13 protein-coding genes and 1 pseudogene are annotated in these 14593 nt (G+C 73.3%); 5 read left to right on the top strand and 9 right to left on the bottom strand.

Features of this window, described 5'->3' with window-relative positions:
* Positions 1 to 102 precede the first annotated feature (102 nt).
* Together VSR01_RS04055 and VSR01_RS04050 are read right to left on the bottom strand one after the other, a co-directional pair.
* Positions 103 to 609, bottom strand: coding sequence for a DUF6233 domain-containing protein (locus tag VSR01_RS04055; protein WP_326447913.1), 507 nt, complete (start codon positions 607 to 609; stop codon positions 103 to 105).
* A 328-nt stretch (positions 610 to 937) separates the two neighbouring features.
* A pseudogene (locus tag VSR01_RS04050) lies at positions 938 to 1666 on the bottom strand (helix-turn-helix domain-containing protein); the annotation flags it as partial.
* A 140-nt stretch (positions 1667 to 1806) separates the two neighbouring features.
* On the opposite strand from VSR01_RS04050, the gene VSR01_RS04045 reads away from it, so the two are divergent.
* The gene (locus tag VSR01_RS04045) at positions 1807 to 2760 is read left to right on the top strand and encodes an aldo/keto reductase (protein WP_326447912.1); all 954 of its coding nucleotides are present in this window, start codon (positions 1807 to 1809) and stop codon (positions 2758 to 2760) included.
* Positions 2761 to 2893: 133 nt separating this feature from the next.
* Here the strand turns inward: VSR01_RS04045 and VSR01_RS04040 are convergent, their stop codons facing one another.
* Together VSR01_RS04040 and VSR01_RS04035 are read right to left on the bottom strand one after the other, a co-directional pair.
* Entirely contained in the window at positions 2894 to 3925 is a 1032-nt protein-coding gene (locus VSR01_RS04040) for an FG-GAP-like repeat-containing protein (RefSeq protein WP_326447911.1), read from the bottom strand.
* Positions 3926 to 4319: 394 nt separating this feature from the next.
* Positions 4320 to 4928, bottom strand: coding sequence for a TetR/AcrR family transcriptional regulator (locus tag VSR01_RS04035; protein WP_326447910.1), 609 nt, complete (start codon positions 4926 to 4928; stop codon positions 4320 to 4322).
* Positions 4929 to 5035: 107 nt separating this feature from the next.
* Between VSR01_RS04035 and VSR01_RS04030 the strand changes: the two genes are divergently transcribed.
* Positions 5036 to 5527 (top strand): nuclear transport factor 2 family protein, encoded by a 492-nt coding sequence (locus VSR01_RS04030; RefSeq protein WP_326447909.1) that lies wholly within the window; start codon positions 5036 to 5038, stop codon positions 5525 to 5527.
* A gap of 46 nt (positions 5528 to 5573) precedes the next feature.
* On the top strand, positions 5574 to 6524 hold the full coding sequence (locus tag VSR01_RS04025; protein ID WP_326447908.1) for an NADP-dependent oxidoreductase: 951 nt from the start codon (positions 5574 to 5576) through the stop codon (positions 6522 to 6524).
* A gap of 25 nt (positions 6525 to 6549) precedes the next feature.
* Here VSR01_RS04025 and VSR01_RS04020 read toward each other — a convergent pair whose 3' ends face one another.
* The 5 genes from VSR01_RS04020 to VSR01_RS04000 form a co-directional block, all read right to left on the bottom strand.
* Positions 6550 to 7098: a hypothetical protein gene (locus VSR01_RS04020; protein WP_326447907.1), complete on the bottom strand. Its 549-nt coding sequence runs from the start codon at positions 7096 to 7098 to the stop codon at positions 6550 to 6552.
* A gap of 190 nt (positions 7099 to 7288) precedes the next feature.
* Positions 7289 to 8170 carry a metal ABC transporter permease gene (locus tag VSR01_RS04015; RefSeq protein WP_326447906.1) on the bottom strand — a complete coding sequence of 294 codons (882 nt, stop codon included), beginning with the start codon at positions 8168 to 8170 and terminating at the stop codon, positions 7289 to 7291.
* A complete protein-coding gene (locus VSR01_RS04010; RefSeq protein WP_326453486.1) occupies positions 8167 to 9012 on the bottom strand; it encodes a metal ABC transporter ATP-binding protein in 846 nt (281 codons plus the stop codon). Before VSR01_RS04010 ends, VSR01_RS04015 begins: the two co-directional genes overlap by 4 nt.
* A gap of 140 nt (positions 9013 to 9152) precedes the next feature.
* A complete protein-coding gene (locus VSR01_RS04005; protein WP_326447905.1) occupies positions 9153 to 10103 on the bottom strand; it encodes a metal ABC transporter solute-binding protein, Zn/Mn family in 951 nt (316 codons plus the stop codon).
* Between the two features lie 288 nt (positions 10104 to 10391).
* Positions 10392 to 11621, bottom strand: coding sequence for an ROK family protein (locus VSR01_RS04000; RefSeq protein WP_326447904.1), 1230 nt, complete (start codon positions 11619 to 11621; stop codon positions 10392 to 10394).
* A gap of 403 nt (positions 11622 to 12024) precedes the next feature.
* Between VSR01_RS04000 and VSR01_RS03995 the strand changes: the two genes are divergently transcribed.
* Positions 12025 to 13044, top strand: a complete 1020-nt coding sequence (locus tag VSR01_RS03995; RefSeq protein ID WP_326447903.1) for a Gfo/Idh/MocA family protein — start codon at positions 12025 to 12027, stop codon at positions 13042 to 13044.
* 201 nt (positions 13045 to 13245) lie between these two features.
* Positions 13246 to 14586, top strand: coding sequence for a sugar ABC transporter substrate-binding protein (locus tag VSR01_RS03990; protein ID WP_326447902.1), 1341 nt, complete (start codon positions 13246 to 13248; stop codon positions 14584 to 14586).
* Positions 14587 to 14593 lie beyond the last annotated feature (7 nt).

The following is a 14593-nucleotide window of genomic DNA, read 5'->3' as shown; positions in this document are numbered from 1 at the left end:
CCGCACGGTCGGTCCCGGGACCCGCCGGTCCCGACTCCGCCGGTCCCGGGACCGCGCAGCCGGTACGGGCATCGGCGCCGTGCGTCAGCTCCGGACGACCCGCTAAGCGGCGGCGCGCAGGGGCCGGTCGGGCCGGCACAGGGGGCAGGGGGCGGTGTCGGGGTGTTCGAGGGCGGCGCGGGCCTGGTCGGCGGTGGCGGGGTGGGAGACGTCGCGTACGGCGCGGCAGTCGCCGCGGTGGACGATGCGGGCCGGACCCGGGTCGTTGGTGAAGTAGACCGGCTCCTCGATCCGCCAGGGCGGTGTGACGCCGGCGCGCACGGTGGGCACGTGGTCGTAGTCCTGGCCGTCGAGGGGGGTGCAGGCGCCGGCGGGGGCGCGGAAGTCGACGGCGGCCGGGACGGCCAGGAGCCGGTCGCGCTCGGTGCCCTGGCTGGGCAGGTGGATCTGCAGGTCGTACCACCAGGAGCCGTCGTCCTCGCGGCGGCGGGAGCGCACGACCGCGTACAGGTGCTGCCCGTCCGGGAGGGTCACGTCGACCAGCGGCCCGTCGGCCCGCGGCAGGCGTGCCGGCCGCCGGTGCTCGCCCACATCCTGGTCCTCGCTCATCCCTCCAACCTAGTTCGATTGACCGTTCGATTCCACGGGGGATGCGAGGGGGCCCGGGCCGCGGCCTCCAAAGGCGGCGGCCCGGGCCGGGCGGGCGCGGGTGCTCCGAGGCCGCCGAGGGGGAGCAGGCGGGCGCCCGCCGGCACGGCGGGGTCAGGCGGGCGGGCGCCGCAGCCGGTCCCGCGCGGGCTCGCGCGGCCCCGCCGACTCCGTCCCGGCTCCGGCGTCGGCCGCGCTCGCGCCGAACAGCGCGAGCGCCCGGGCCGAACAGCGCGAGCGCCCGGGCGGAAGGGGTGCCGGGCTCGGCGTGGTAGACGACGAGCACCTGGTCGTCGGTCCCGGCGACCACCAGCTTCTCGCGGCGCAGCTCCAGCGGCCCGACCGCGGGATGGCGCAGGCGGGCCGGGCCGCCGGCCCGCCGCACGACGTCGTGCCGGGCCCACAGCCTTCTGAACCGCTCGCTCTTCAGGGCGAGTTCGCCGACCAGCGCGGTCATCCGCGGATCGTCGGCGTACCCGCCCAGCACCGCGCGCAGCTGGCCGACCGCGGCGGCGGTGGCCTGCTCCCAGTCCTCGTACAGCTCGCGTTCACCCGGGTCGAGGAAGGCGGCGAGCAGCCGGTTGGCGCCGGGCCGGAGGTTCGGCGAGAGCGCCTGGGCGGCGGCATTGGCGGCCAGGACGTCCAGGCAGCGGTCCTCCACGAAGGCGGGCATCGGCAGGGCGTCGACCAGCATCCGGGTGCCCGCGGGGACCTGCTGCGGACGCGTGCGCCCGGGGCGGGGCCGGGGGCGGACCAGGCCGTGCAGATACGCGGTCTCGTCGGGGTCCAGGCGCAGGGCGCGGGCGAGGGCGGTGACCACCTGCGCGGAGGGGGTGCGGTCGCGGCCCTGCTCCAGACGCAGGTAGTAGTCGGTGCTGATGCCGGCGAGCAGGGCGACCTCCTCGCGGCGCAGCCCCGGGGTGCGCCGCTGCCCGATGGCGCGCAGCCCCACGTCCCGCGGGCGCACCTGCTCGCGGCGCGCCCGCAGGAACTCGCCCAGCGTGTTCGGCCTGTCCATGCCTTCCACGGTAGGCGCCGTCCAGGCCGCCGGCCTGGTCCTGCTTCTCCCAGGAAGTTTCCGGCACTGCCCGAGACCGTGCGGGCGGCCCAGGGTGGAAGGGCGGGAGGGTCCCGCAGGCAGAAGACAGGAGCGCCGTGATGCAGCGAGTGGAACTGGGCGGGCTGACCGTGTCCGCGGAGGGCCTGGGGTGCATGGGGATGAGCTCGGTGTACGGGGCGGCGGACTGGGACGAGTCGGTCGCGACGGTCCGCCGCGCCCTGGACCTCGGCGTCACCTTCATCGACACGGCCGACGCCTACGGGCTCGGCCACAACGAGGTGCTGGTCGGCCGGGCACTGGCCGGGCGGCGCGACGAGGCGCAGATCGCCACCAAGACCGGCATGGACTTCACCACCGGCCGCGGCCGGCTCGTGGTCAGGAACGACCCCGAGCGGATCAAGGCCGCCGCCGACGCCTCCCTGCTGCGGCTGGGCACGGACCGGATCGATCTGTACTACCTGCACCGGGTGGACCCGCAGGTGCCGCTGGAGGAGTCGGTGGGCGCGCTCGCCGAGCTGGTCGCCGAGGGCAAGGTCCGCGCCATCGGGCTGTCGGAGGTCACCGGCGAGCAGCTGCGGACCGCGTACGCCGTCCACCCGGTCGCGGCGGTGCAGAGCGAGTACTCGCTGTGGACCCGCGACCCGGAGGCGACGGTCGCCGACGCCGCCCGGGAGCTGGGCGTCGGCCTGGTCGCGTACTCCCCGCTCGGCCGCGGCTTCCTCACCGGCACCGTGGAGGCGGGCGCGCTCGCGTCCGGCGACGGGCGGCGCCGGCTGGCCCGGTTCGCCGAGGACGCGGCCGCGGCCAACCGCTCGATCGCCCAGAAGGCCGCCCGGATCGCCGCCGCCAAGGGCGCGACGGCGGGCCAGGTCGCCCTGGCGTGGGTCGCCGCCCAGGCGCCCCGCCTCGGCGTCCCGGTCGTGCCGATCCCGGGCACCAAGCGCGTGCGCTGGGTGGAGGAGAACGCCGCCGCCCTCGACGTGCGGCTGACCGAGGAGGACCTGGCGGTGCTGGACGCCCTGGCCGAGCAGGTCGTCGGCGCCCGCTACTGATCCGTGCCCGGCCGGGCGCCTCCTGCGGCGATCGCCCCAGACGCCGGATGCGGCCGCCCGGACACGAGCACGGCGACGTGGTCCGCGTCGTTTTCGCCCTCCGCCGGCCCCGGGTCCGCCTCTGCTACAAGTGCTACAAGAGACGGTCGCCGAGGTCGACGGGGGAGTTGTCGCCGTACTGGGCGATGCTGCCGCCGGGGGTGCCGTAGTAGAGGCGGGCCTCGGTGTAGTAGTCGCCGTCGCCGGCCGCCTGGAGGTCGGGGCGGCCGTCGCGGTCGACGTCGCCGATGCCGAGGACAGTGGGGAACATCGACCATCCGCCGGCGCCGATGAGCTTGCGTGTTCCGTAGCGGCCGTGTCCGTCGCCGGGGTAGATCCACAGGCGGCCGGTGGAGTCGCGGGCGAGCAGGTCGTCGTGGCCGTCGGAGTTCATGTCGCCGGCGGCCTGCAGCGCGGTCATCTGGTTCCAGCCGGTGCCGATGAGTTTGCGGGCGCCGAACCAGCCCTTGCCGTTGCCGGGGTAGATCCACAGCTTGCCCGAGCCGTCGCGCGCCAGCAGGTCCTCGTGTCCGTCTCCGCTGAAGTCCCCGTGCCGGGTCAGCGCGGTCATCTGGTTCCAGCCCGACCCCACGTACACGCCGGAGCCGTCGCCCTTCAGGAACCACAAGTGCCCGTTCCACGTGCGGTTCAGCTGGTCGGGTGTGCCGTCGCCGTTCAGGTCGGCGAAGGGCTGGGCCGGTCCGGGCGGGAGAACCAGCGGGGTGGCCCACGACCGGTACTCCGGGCCGCCCGCTGCCTGGCGCCAGGTGTGGGCCCACCGGATCGAGCTCAGACCGTTCCAGAGCGGTTCGCCGTCCCCCTTCAGCTCCACCTGGTCGTTGCCGCTGCCGAGGTAGCAGATGGAGTCGTCTGCGTTCGGCACGGTGGTCTTGTACTGCGCCTGCGGGTACATGCACATGAAGTGCTGGCCGGTGCGGTTGTACACCGAGTTCGCCCGGTTGTCCCACGATCCCAGGCCGGCCTGCGGACTGGAGTAGGCGATCATCGACCCCGTGCCGCCGTCGCCGTCGAACAGGCACACGCTGCCCCTCGGGCACCGGTCCCAGCCGGACACCGCGTGCGCGGGCGCCGTGCCGCCGGCCACCACCCCCACCGCACTCGCCACCGCGACAACGGCAGCTCGCAGCCTCTTCCGCATCCGCCCCCCCAATCCCTGTGCCGCGAGAGCGGCTCGCCGCAGTGTAGGGCCGCGGAACACGCCGGGGCATGCCGGGGTCCGCGCGACCCCCGGGGTGGGAACGTACGACGGCGTACGCTACGGCGAGGCCGGGGGACCGGCGATCAGGTCCAGGGCCTGGCCCCGCTCCAGGCCCACCGCGGGCCGCGGCGGGGTCGACCTCCTTACGGCCGCCGCCTGGCCCTCATCGGCCCCGGTCCCCTGTCTGCGACCCACGGCGCAAAGGAGCCGCGCGGGGCCGGCACCGCGTCTGAGCGATGTGGCGGATCGTGCTACGCGCGTCGGTGCCGCGTAGCACGATCCGCCACATCCGAACGTCGTCTCAGGAAGCGGTGACGTCCGGCCGCGGCCGGGTCAGGCGCCGGGCCGCCTCCACGACGAAGGCGCGCCGTCGGGCCCGCTCGTCCGGGTCGGCGGCCTCGGCGCCGGTCATCATGGCGGCGAGTTGCGGGACGCTGAACCACCACGCCGCGAGTCCGATGATCATGAACATGAGGTGGCCGGCGTCGATGCCGCCGTCGACGGTCCCGTCGCGCTGGGCCTGGGCGGTGGCGGCGACCTTGCGGCTGTAGTGCTCGACGCGGACGGTGGCGCTGACCGGTGGCGCGCCGCGCAGGCCCTCCCATTGCAGCAGGCGCGCCAGTTCGGGGTGCTCCCCGTAGTAGTCGAAGGTGCGGCCGGCGACCTCGCCCATGTCGCCGAAGCTCAGGCCGTCCGGGGCGACGACGCGGGAGAGCTCCTCCAGGGCCTCGGTGAGCACCTCGTCGAAGAGGGCGTCCTTGTCGCCGAAGTAGGCGTAGAGCCGTTCCTTGTTGACGCCGGCCCGAGCGGCGATGCGGGTCACGGTGGTGCCGTCGGGCCCGTGCTCGGCGAACTCGACCAGCGCTGCTTCCCGCAGCAGGCGGCGCGTGTCGTCGACGGTTCGCTTCATGTGCGAAGGCTAGCACCGACACCAACGTTGCCGTTGGCGGTGGCGGGTACTACGCTCGGCGAATGACCAACGCCAACGTTGGCGTTGCTGATGAGCGGAGACACCTGATGGCTCTCACCGAGACGACGGCATACACCGACCGGGACGGCATCGTGGACGCGGTCACCCGGATCGTCGAGGGAATCGACTTCGGCGACGAGGAACTGCTGCGTTCCGCCTTCACCGAGGACGCCGTGTTCGACCTCGGCGGCATCGACCACAGCATTTACGTGTTCGAGCCCTACGTCGGCCGCGAACAGGTCGTCGAGACGCTGATGCGGACCGTGGGAACGGCGATGGACACCTTCCACGCCCTGTCCAACATCCGCGTGTGGGTGGACGGCGACACCGCCACGCTGACCTGCTACCTGATCGGACAGCACCACCGGACCGGCGAAGGGCCCTCGGTCGACTTCCAGGACCACCTGCTGCTGGGCAACCGGTTCGAGACCGAGCTGGTCCGCGACCACGACCACGTGTGGCTGGTCCGCCGCAACCGGGTCAGCTCGCGCTGGTCGGTGGGCAATCCCGCAGCGGCCAGGATCCCCGTCGAGCAGTGACCGTCGAACCCGCGTCGAGAACACAACCAAGAAGGGAGGACCGGCCATGCGTGCGATCGGCCTGACCGAGTTCGGCGGCCCCGACGTGCTGCGAGTGATCGACCTGCCCGATCCCGTCCCGGGTCCCGGCGAGGTGCGGATCCGCGTGCACGCCGCCGCGGTCAACCCCACCGACACCATGCTGCGCGCCGGCGCCGTGAAGGCATGGTTCGACGGCCGCCCCGGTCCCTACGTGCCGGGCATGGACGCCGCCGGCGTGGTCGACGCGATCGGCCCGGACACCGACACCTCGCTGCGGCCCGGCGATCCGGTGGTCGCGATCCTGCAGGCATACGGCCCGCGCGGCGGCGCCTACGCCGAACTCGTCGTGGCGCCGGCGGAATCAGTGGTGCCGATGCCGTCCGGCGCGGACTTCCCCGCCGCCTCGACACTGCTGATGAACGCCCTGGCCGCCCGGCGCGCGCTGGATCTGGTGGCCGCGCCGGCCGGCGGCACCGTCGCGGTGACCGGAGCGGCCGGCGCCTTCGGCGGATACGCCGTGCAACTGGCCACGTCCGAAGGGCTGCGGGTGCTCGCGGACGCCTCGGAGGCCGACCGCCGGCTGGTGAAGGAACTGGGCGCGGACGAGGTCGTGCCCCGGGGCGACGGCGTCGCCGCCCGGTTCCGCGCGCTCGTGCCGGACGGGGTGGACGCCGTGATCGACGGCGCCGCGCAGCACGCGCAGGTCGTTGCGGCGGTCCGGGACGGTGGCGGGCTTGCCGTCGTCCGCTTCTGGGACGGCCCCGTCGACCGCGGTGTCCACCTGCACAAGGTCTTGGTCACCGACGTGGCGACCGACCACGCCCGGCTGCTTCGGCTGCGGGATCAGGCCGAGGCGGGCGAGTTGACGCTGCGGGTGGCCGATGTGCTGCCGGCCGGCCAGGCCGCCGAGGCCCACCGACGGCTGGCCGCGGGCGGTGTTCGCGGGCGTCTGGTCCTGGATTTCGCTGCCTTCTGACGCCCCCGCTGCCCACGCGTCGTGCTCACGCCGGCCGCGGCGTCGGGGCCGCCGCGGCGGCGGCCATCGGGTGGATGCCGAACTCGGGCATCAGCATGCCCGCGATGTAGCCCATGTCGTACTTCTCGAAGTAGTAGCTGGCCAGGTTGATCTCGATCATCTCGCCCCGGTCGCTGATGTCGGCCGGCGCCTCCATGGTGCGCAGCCGCAGGGTGATGTGGCAGGGGCGACCGCCCACGTACTTCCTGACGGAGGCGTGCTTGTCGAGCAGCCCGAGCAGCCGGACGGCCTTGTCGCGGTACTTCCCCTCCGTGTGGTTCAGGTTGGTGAACCGGAAGTTCTTGTACGTGAAGGGGGACGCCTCCGCGCTCGTCGACGCCGGGCCTTCGGTCGCCGTCTCGTCCCGCGCGCGCTGCACGAGGTGGTGTCCCCGCGCGAGGGCGGAGGTGGTCACGGCGGTGTTCCCGGCCGTGCGCTGGAGGTGGAGCAGGCCGTGCTGAGGACGGCGCTCCGGCCGCGGCGCGGGCGTGGCCGGGGTACGGCTCGGCTCTTCGGCGCGAGCGGTGGCGCGCATGTTGCTCCTTCCTTCGGGGCGAGAACGCCCGGGACCAGTGACCGGTATACGGCACGCCGACGGCCCCCACCAGGTACGGAAGGGCAGACCCGCGGCTTCTTCCCGGCACGGTCCGGGCACTCCGGCTCCCGCCGCCCCGGCTCTCCCCGAGCGTGCGTCGGCAGGGGAGAGCGGAAGACGGCGAACGGGCTCAGGCCGGCTGCGGGACCGTCCTCCGGTTGCCCCACCGCTGAGTGCGGTAGCGGCCCGCCACCGCGCAGACGACGTAGACGGTGAACGAGATGGTGGTCACGTACGGGCTGATCGGAATGCTGCTGCCCAGTGCGAGCAGGATGCCGCCCTCGATGGAGGCCACCGCGAACACCACGCTGAGCAGGGGCAGCAGCACCGGTGACGCCGTGACCCGGGCGGCGGCCGCGGCCGGGGTGACGACGAGGGTGAGGACCAGCAGCGCGCCGACCACCTGCACCGACAGGGCGACGGTCAGGCCGAGCACCAGCATGAAGGCGAACGACAGGCTGCGCACCGGCACCCCGCGGGCCTGGGCGACGTCCGGGTCGGCGCTGGCGAAGGACAGCGGGCGCCAGATGAGCGCCAGGACGACCAGGACGAGGGCGGAGGTGCCGAGCAGCCACGTCATCTCGGGGGTGCCCACGGCGACGATCTGCCCGGTGAGCAGACCGAACTTGTTGGCCGCCCGGCCCTTGTACAGGGCGAGGAAGAGCACCCCGAGCCCGAGTCCGAAGGGCATCAGGATGCCGATCACCGAGTTGCGGTCCCGGGCCCGGGCGCCCAGCACGCCGATCGCCCCGGCCGCCAGGAGCGAGCCGACGATCGAGCCCGCCACGACGTTGACGCCCATCAGCAGCGCCGCCGACGCACCCGCGAAGGACAGCTCGCTGATGCCGTGCACCGCGAAGGGCAGGTCGCGCATGATGACGAACACCCCGGCCAGGCCGCCCACCAGGCCGAGCGCGGCGCCGGCGATGAGGGAGTTGCGGACCAGGGACAGCAGGTCGCCGTAGTTGTCGAAGGCGAAGATCTGGTGCCAGATCCCGTCGGCGAGCATCATGACCGGACTCCGTCGCTCTCGTGGGTTCGTGCGGTGCCGCGGGGCTCGACCGCCCCCGGGTCGGGATGGTGCGGGGGCGCGGCGGTCTCGTCCGGCGCTCCGACGACCACGACCCGGCCGCGCACGCGTACGACGTCGACCTGGGTGCCGTACAGCCGGGAGAGCGACTCCGAGGACAGCACCTCGTCCGGCGTGCCGATCCGGTGGCCGCCGCGCGCGAGGTAGAGCACCCGGTCCGCCAGCCCGAGCACCGGGTTGATCTCGTGGGTGACGAAGACGATCCCCGTGCCGTGGGAGCGACGCCGGGCGTCGACGAGTTCGGTGACGGCCCGCTGGTGGTTCAGGTCGAGGGACAGCAGCGGCTCGTCGCACAGCAGGATGCGCGGGTCGGTGGCCAGGGCCTGGCCGATGCGCACGCGCTGCCGCTCGCCCCCGGAGAGCATGCCGACCGGGACGTCGGCGTAGGCCGACGCGCCGACCGAGGCGAGGATCTCGTCCACCCGGCGGCGGACCGCGCCGGTGCGCGGCCACGGCCCGTAGCGGTGTCCGTCCAGGCCGAAGCGCACCAGGTCGCGGGCGCGCACCATCGCCTGCGCGGACAGCGCGGCCTGCTGCGGGACGTAGCCGATGTGCCGGCCGCCCTTGTGCGCGGGCCGGCCGAGCACGGTCAGCGTGCCGGCGGACAGCGGCTGCCGTCCCAGGAGGGCCCGGACCAGGCTGGTCTTGCCCGAACCGTTCGGTCCGAGGACGGCCAGGAACTCCCCGGGCCGCAGGTCCAGTTCGAGTCCCTTCCACACGGTGCGCGAACCGTAGGACACGGCGGCGTCGCGCAGGCTGATCAGCGGCGCGCCGCCGGGAGCGCCGTCGCGGGCGCCGCCGGGTGCGCTGTCGCGGGCGCCGCCGGGTGCGCCGCCGGGAGCGCCGTGGTGTGCGCCGGCCCCGCTCCGGCGTGCCGGGGGTACGGAAGCCACCGCCGTCCCCCTCACTTGGCCAGCGCGCTCGCGAGCGCGTCGACGTTCGCCGTCATCCAGGCGAGGTAGTCCTTGCCGTCCGGCAGGGTCTCGGTGACGGGCACGACGGGGATGCCGGCCGCCTTCGCCGCCTTCTGGACCTTCTCCGTCTGCGGGCCGGAGGTCTGGGCGTTGTAGACCAGCGCCTTGACCTGCTTGTCGCTGTACAGGGCGAGGGTCTCCCGCAGAACCCTGGGCGAGACGTCGCTGCCCTCCTCGACGGCCTCGCTGAACTCCTCGGGCGTCTTGTTGACCAGCCCGCTGGCCTCGGTCATGTACAGCGGCACCGGCTCGGTGATGCCGATGCCCTCACCGCCGTGCTCCTTCTTGATCTGCGCCTCCTGCGCCTCCAGCGGCGCGATCCGGGACTTGAAGGCTGCGGCGTTCGCGGTGAAGGCGGCGGCGTCCTTCGGGTCGGCCCGGCCGAGGACGGCGGCGATGTCGTCGGCGAGCCGGGCGACGGTCGGGAAGTCGTACCAGACGTGCTCGTTGAGCTCGCCGCCCTTGGGGGCGGTCTTGCCGGAGAACTTCACGACGTTGATCACCTCGGCCGAGGAACCGCTGCTCTTCAGCATCCGGTCGACGAAGTCGTCGTAGCCCCCGCCGTTCTCGATGACGACCTTCGCCCTGGACAGGGCCAGCTGGTTGCGGGTGTTGGCCTCGTAGGAGTGCGGGTCCTGGTCCGGGTCGCTGATGATCGAGGTGACGTCGGTCCGCGCGCCGCCTATCTGCTTCACGATGTCGCCGTAGACGTTGGTGGAGGCGACCACCGAGATCGTGGCGCCGGACGCGGAGGCGGACGCGGAACCGGACGACGCCGGCGCCCCGTCGCCTCCGGAGTCCGATGAGCTGCCGCAGCCTGCCAGGAGGGCCAGGGAGGCGCCGGCGACGAGCGCCAGGCTGCGGGACGGGGACGGGTGCATGGGGTCCTCCACGAACGGGGTCGGAGCGGCGGGTCATCACAGGTGTGTCCTGGTCCGGCCGCGCCGAGCCGGACACCGACCACGCTAAATGACAATGATTGCCATGACCAGCTCGTGAGGTGCGTGATGAAAATCGTTGCCAAGTCTTGACGTGCAGATACGGAGGGGGCCGCGCCCGCGTTCCAATGAGGCCCGGGCGACCCCGACGCCCCGGGCGCCCCCGGCGCCTTGGTCGGACCCGGCGGCCCGGCGGTTCCGGTGGACGGCGGCCCTCCCGCGGCCCCGGGCTCAGGCGATGAGCCGCAGCGTGTGGGAGAGGACCAGGCCGGCCGCGCCGAGCGCGGTGACGTGGTCGTTGGCCTCGGCGAAGACGATCTGCGGCGGGCCGGGCGCGCGCTGCGGGATGCGGGAGCCCACGTGCTCCTCGATCCGGCGGCGGAACGCGTCGCCGCCGGCGATGGCGTTGCCGTGCAGGATGAACAGGCCGGGCGCCAGGATCTGCTGGAGGTTGACGATGCCCACGGAGATGTTGCGGGCGAACCGGTCAAGCAGGTCCGCGGCGCCGGGGTGGTCGCGGGCGGCCAGCCGGGCCAGCGAACCGGCGGTCATGCTCGGGGCGGCGGGCAGCCCCAGCCGTACCGCCTCGTCGCGCAGCCAGCGGTCGGTCGCGATCGTCTCCCAGCAGCCGCGCCGCCCGCACTCGCACTCGCGGCCGTCCAGCTCGACCACCGTGTGCCCGATCTCGCCGCCGGCCCCGGCCTGGCCGCGCTGCACGGCGCCGTCGAGGACGAGCCCGACGCCCAGCACGTCCGCGAGGTAGAGCGAGGCGAACGACTGGACCCCGCGCGCCTGGCCGAACCAGCGGTCGCCGAGCGCCTGGACGCGCGGGTGGTGGTCGAGGTAGACGGGCAGGTCGAGCCGGCGGGAGAGCAGCGGGCCCAGCGGCAGGCCGTCCAGCACCGGCGCGAGGTTGACCTTCACCACCGTGCCGGTGTCGGTGTCGACCATGCCGCCGACCGCGATGCCGACGCCCATCGGCGGCGTCCCCCGCGACGGCAGCACCCGCTCCAGGCAGGCCAGCACCGTCTCCACCACCGCGTCCGGGTCCGTGCCGTCCGGCCGGAACCGGTCCTCGGCGGTGGCCAGTATCTCGCCCGCGGCGCTGACCATGGCGGCCTTCACGTGGCCGGGCAGCAGGTGCACGGCGGCGATGGACGGCCCGGAGGGGGAGAACCACAGCGGCCGGGCCGGTTTGCCGCCCGACGCGCCGCTGGAGCGCGGATCGCCCTCGGCGAGGATGCCGCTGTCGATCATCGGCTGGACGATCGTGCCGATCGCGGCCCGGGTGGTGCCGGTGAGCCGCGCCAGGTCGGAGCGGGACAGCGGGCCGATGTCGTAGAGCGACTGCAGCACCCGGGCCCGGTTGACCTGGCTGGCCAGGCTCGGCGAGATCAGCGGGGTGGCCGCGCGCCGCGGCCGTGCCGGGGCCGATGCCGGGACCGGGGCCGATGCCGGCACGGGCGCCGACGCCGGGATCGGGACCGGGGGCTGTGTCGGCCGCGGCGCCGCGGGAGTGCGGGCGTCCCGGCGGTCGTGATCGGACCTCAAGGCGGCTCCATCGATCGGTTGGGTAGCCGGACCAGTACAGCAATTGGCTCGTCATCATACAAACCCAGGCGACGAACGGGCTGTTCTGTGGATCGACCACCGGTCACACGCGGGAAACGCGCCCGACATCACGCGCGCTACCTGCGATGTAAGGCGACGGACACGGTCGAGCGCAACCCTTGACCTCCCAGGTTCGCATGGATAGCTTACAAACCCTCGCCCCGGTGGTTGCGGGGTGAACCGACCCGCGGACGCAGTGCGGGTGCGCATCCCGGAGCCCTCGCTCCCCGAACAGTCGTGTCAGGAGTCCTCGATGGTGAACGTCGGCATAGTCGGCGCCGGAATCCGCGGGCAGATGTACGCGCAGTCGCTCGCCGGCTTCCCCGGCGCCCGGGTGACCGCGGTCTGCGACCTCGACCCGCGGACGGCACAGAAGGCGGCGGACGAGTTCGGCCTCGCGGCCTTCACCGACCACCGGGCCATGCTGGAGCGCGGCGGCCTCGACGCGGTGATCGTCGCGACGCCCGACTTCGCCCACCGCGAGGCCGCCGTCGACGCCGCGCGCAGCGGCGCCCACCTGCTGCTGGAGAAGCCGCTGGCCACGACCGCGGAGGACTGCCGCGCGATCGCCGAGGCGGTGCGGGAGGCCGGGGTGCAGTGCATGGTCGGCTTCGAGAACCGCTGGAACCCCGCCATCCGCCGCATCCACGACCTGTCGGCCGGCGGCGCGCTGGGCGACGTGCTGACGCAGAACATCCTGCTCAGCAACACCTACTACGTGCCGACCCGGATGATCCCGTGGGCGGCGAGGTCGTCGCCGGCCTGGTTCCTGATGAGCCACACCGTCGACGCCGCCCTGTGGGTCGCGGACAAGCCGGTGGCCTCGGTGGTCGCCCGCGGCTCGCGCGGCAGGCTGGCCGAACTCGGGGTGGACACCTGGGACGTCGTGCACGCGCTGCTGACCTTCGCCGACGGCACCACCGCCAACCTCACCTCCACCTGGGTGCTGCCGGAGTCCTCGCCGTCGATCATCGACTTCCAGTACAAGGTGGTGGGCAGCCGCTCCGCGGTCGACGTCGACCTGCAGGACCAGAGCTTCCGCCACGCCGGGGACTCCTACACCTGGCCCGGCATGCTCGGCGGCGAGATCGACGGGCGGCTGCAGGGCCCGCCGACCTGGATGGTGCAGTCCTTCGTCGCCGCGCTGGCCGAGGGCAAGCCGGTCGGCCCCGGCCTCGACCAGGGAGCGCTGGTCACCGACGTCGTCCTGGCCGTCCTGGAGTCCCTGCGGACCGGCGAGGCCGTACCGCTCGCCGCGACGCCCGCGGCCTGAGACTCCCGAGCCCCGACCGAGCCCCGACCGGGCCCTGGCCCGAGCCTCCCGACCCGATCCGCCGGCCCCGGACCGTCGGAGATATGACTCACATCACCGTATGTCGCATGTATCCGGTCAGCGGATGGAGACTCGACCCCAGCGCGCCGGACCCCACCGCCCCAGCGCCGCCCTGAGCGCCACCCCTATGGAGCAGCCACCATGGCCCATCACTCGCAGCACACGCAGTCCTCGCACTCGCTGCCGAGCCGCCGCTCGGCGCTCGCCCTCGGCGGTGGCCTGATCGCCGCCGCCGGACTCACGGCGTGCTCCGGCGGCAGCACCGGCACGGCCGGCACGTCCGCGAGCCCGCTGGCCCCCGCCTCCTCCGCCGGCGGCAGCATCCGCATCCTCGACGACAACACCAACAAGATCTTCCAGTCGGGCGTCGTCGCGCAGTTCGAGAAGGACACCGGGATCAAGGTCGAGAAGTACGAGCAGGCCAACTTCAACGACCTGCACGACCGGCTGGCCACCCTCTTCTCCGCGCAGGACTCCTCCTACGACGTGGTGATGACCTGGGCCGCCTGGTCCGCCGAGTTCGGCCGGGCCGGCTGGCTGCAGCCGCTGGACCGCTCCGCCGTCCCCCAGGGCGTCCTGCCGGCCGCGCTGGACGCCGTGTCCTACGGCGGCACCGTCTACGGCCTGCCGAAGTTCGCCAGCGCCCAGACCATGTTCTGGAACAAGAACCTCTTCGACAAGGCCGGACTCGCCCCCGACACCGCCCCCGCCACCTGGGACGACTTCGTCTCGGCGGCCAAGGAGCTGACCGGCGGCGGCGTCTACGGCTACGCGGCCGACATGGGCAACACCGACGGCGCCTACCAGAACTTCCTGCGCGTCCTCCTGCTCAACGGCGGCACCATGTACGACGCCGACAACAAGCCGGCGTTCAACAGCGACAAGGGCGTCGACGCCCTCGACCGGCTGGTCAGGCTGCTGCGCACCGACAAGGTGATGAGCCCCTCCAGCCTGCAGATCACCAACTCCAGCGACCTGAACACCCTTTTCGCCAACGGCAAGGCCGCGATCGTCTTCAACTGGCCGGCCCAGTACCCCGTGGCCGTCGCCCAGGGCGCGCTCGGCGCGTCCGCCGTCGGCAACGGGATCCTGCCCGGCATCACGGTGAAGTCGGCGTCCATCGACGGCTCCGAGGGCTTCGCCATCAACGCCTTCTCCCAGAACAAGGCCGCGGCGCTGAAGTGGCTGCAGTACGTCACGACCGCGCCCGTGCAGCGCGAGATGGTGCAGAAGGAGGGCTGGTTCCCCGTCACCACCTCGCTGCTCCAGGAGAAGACCGTCACCTCGCACCTGCCCATCGTCAGCACCTACCTCCAGGAGTCGCGCTACCCGATCAAGCGCTTCGGCGCGCCCTGGTACAGCGACGTCGTGCAGCAGCTGTCGACCGGCATCACCACGGCGATGCTCGGCAGGACCACCCCCAAGAAGGCCCTCGACACGGCGGCCGACCAGGCGTCGGCGATCATCGCCAAGTACAAGTAGGTCACCT

It is taken from the genome of Actinacidiphila sp. DG2A-62 (genome assembly GCF_035825295.1).
Lineage (GTDB): Bacteria > Actinomycetota > Actinomycetes > Streptomycetales > Streptomycetaceae > Actinacidiphila.
The sequence above is the reverse complement of the archived record's forward strand: the minus strand, read 5'-3'. Positions and strand labels throughout refer to the sequence as shown.

Coding starts and splice junctions, on each gene's coding strand:
- VSR01_RS04055 (WP_326447913.1), bottom strand. CDS start 609: ATGAGCGAGGACCAGGATGTGGGCGAGCACCGGCGGCCGGCACGCCTG.
- VSR01_RS04045 (WP_326447912.1), top strand. CDS start 1,807: ATGCAGCGAGTGGAACTGGGCGGGCTGACCGTGTCCGCGGAGGGCCTG.
- VSR01_RS04035 (WP_326447910.1), bottom strand. CDS start 4,928: ATGAAGCGAACCGTCGACGACACGCGCCGCCTGCTGCGGGAAGCAGCG.
- VSR01_RS04030 (WP_326447909.1), top strand. CDS start 5,036: ATGGCTCTCACCGAGACGACGGCATACACCGACCGGGACGGCATCGTG.
- VSR01_RS04025 (WP_326447908.1), top strand. CDS start 5,574: ATGCGTGCGATCGGCCTGACCGAGTTCGGCGGCCCCGACGTGCTGCGA.
- VSR01_RS04020 (WP_326447907.1), bottom strand. CDS start 7,098: ATGCGCGCCACCGCTCGCGCCGAAGAGCCGAGCCGTACCCCGGCCACG.
- VSR01_RS04015 (WP_326447906.1), bottom strand. CDS start 8,170: ATGATGCTCGCCGACGGGATCTGGCACCAGATCTTCGCCTTCGACAAC.
- VSR01_RS04005 (WP_326447905.1), bottom strand. CDS start 10,103: ATGCACCCGTCCCCGTCCCGCAGCCTGGCGCTCGTCGCCGGCGCCTCC.
- VSR01_RS03995 (WP_326447903.1), top strand. CDS start 12,025: ATGGTGAACGTCGGCATAGTCGGCGCCGGAATCCGCGGGCAGATGTAC.
- VSR01_RS03990 (WP_326447902.1), top strand. CDS start 13,246: ATGGCCCATCACTCGCAGCACACGCAGTCCTCGCACTCGCTGCCGAGC.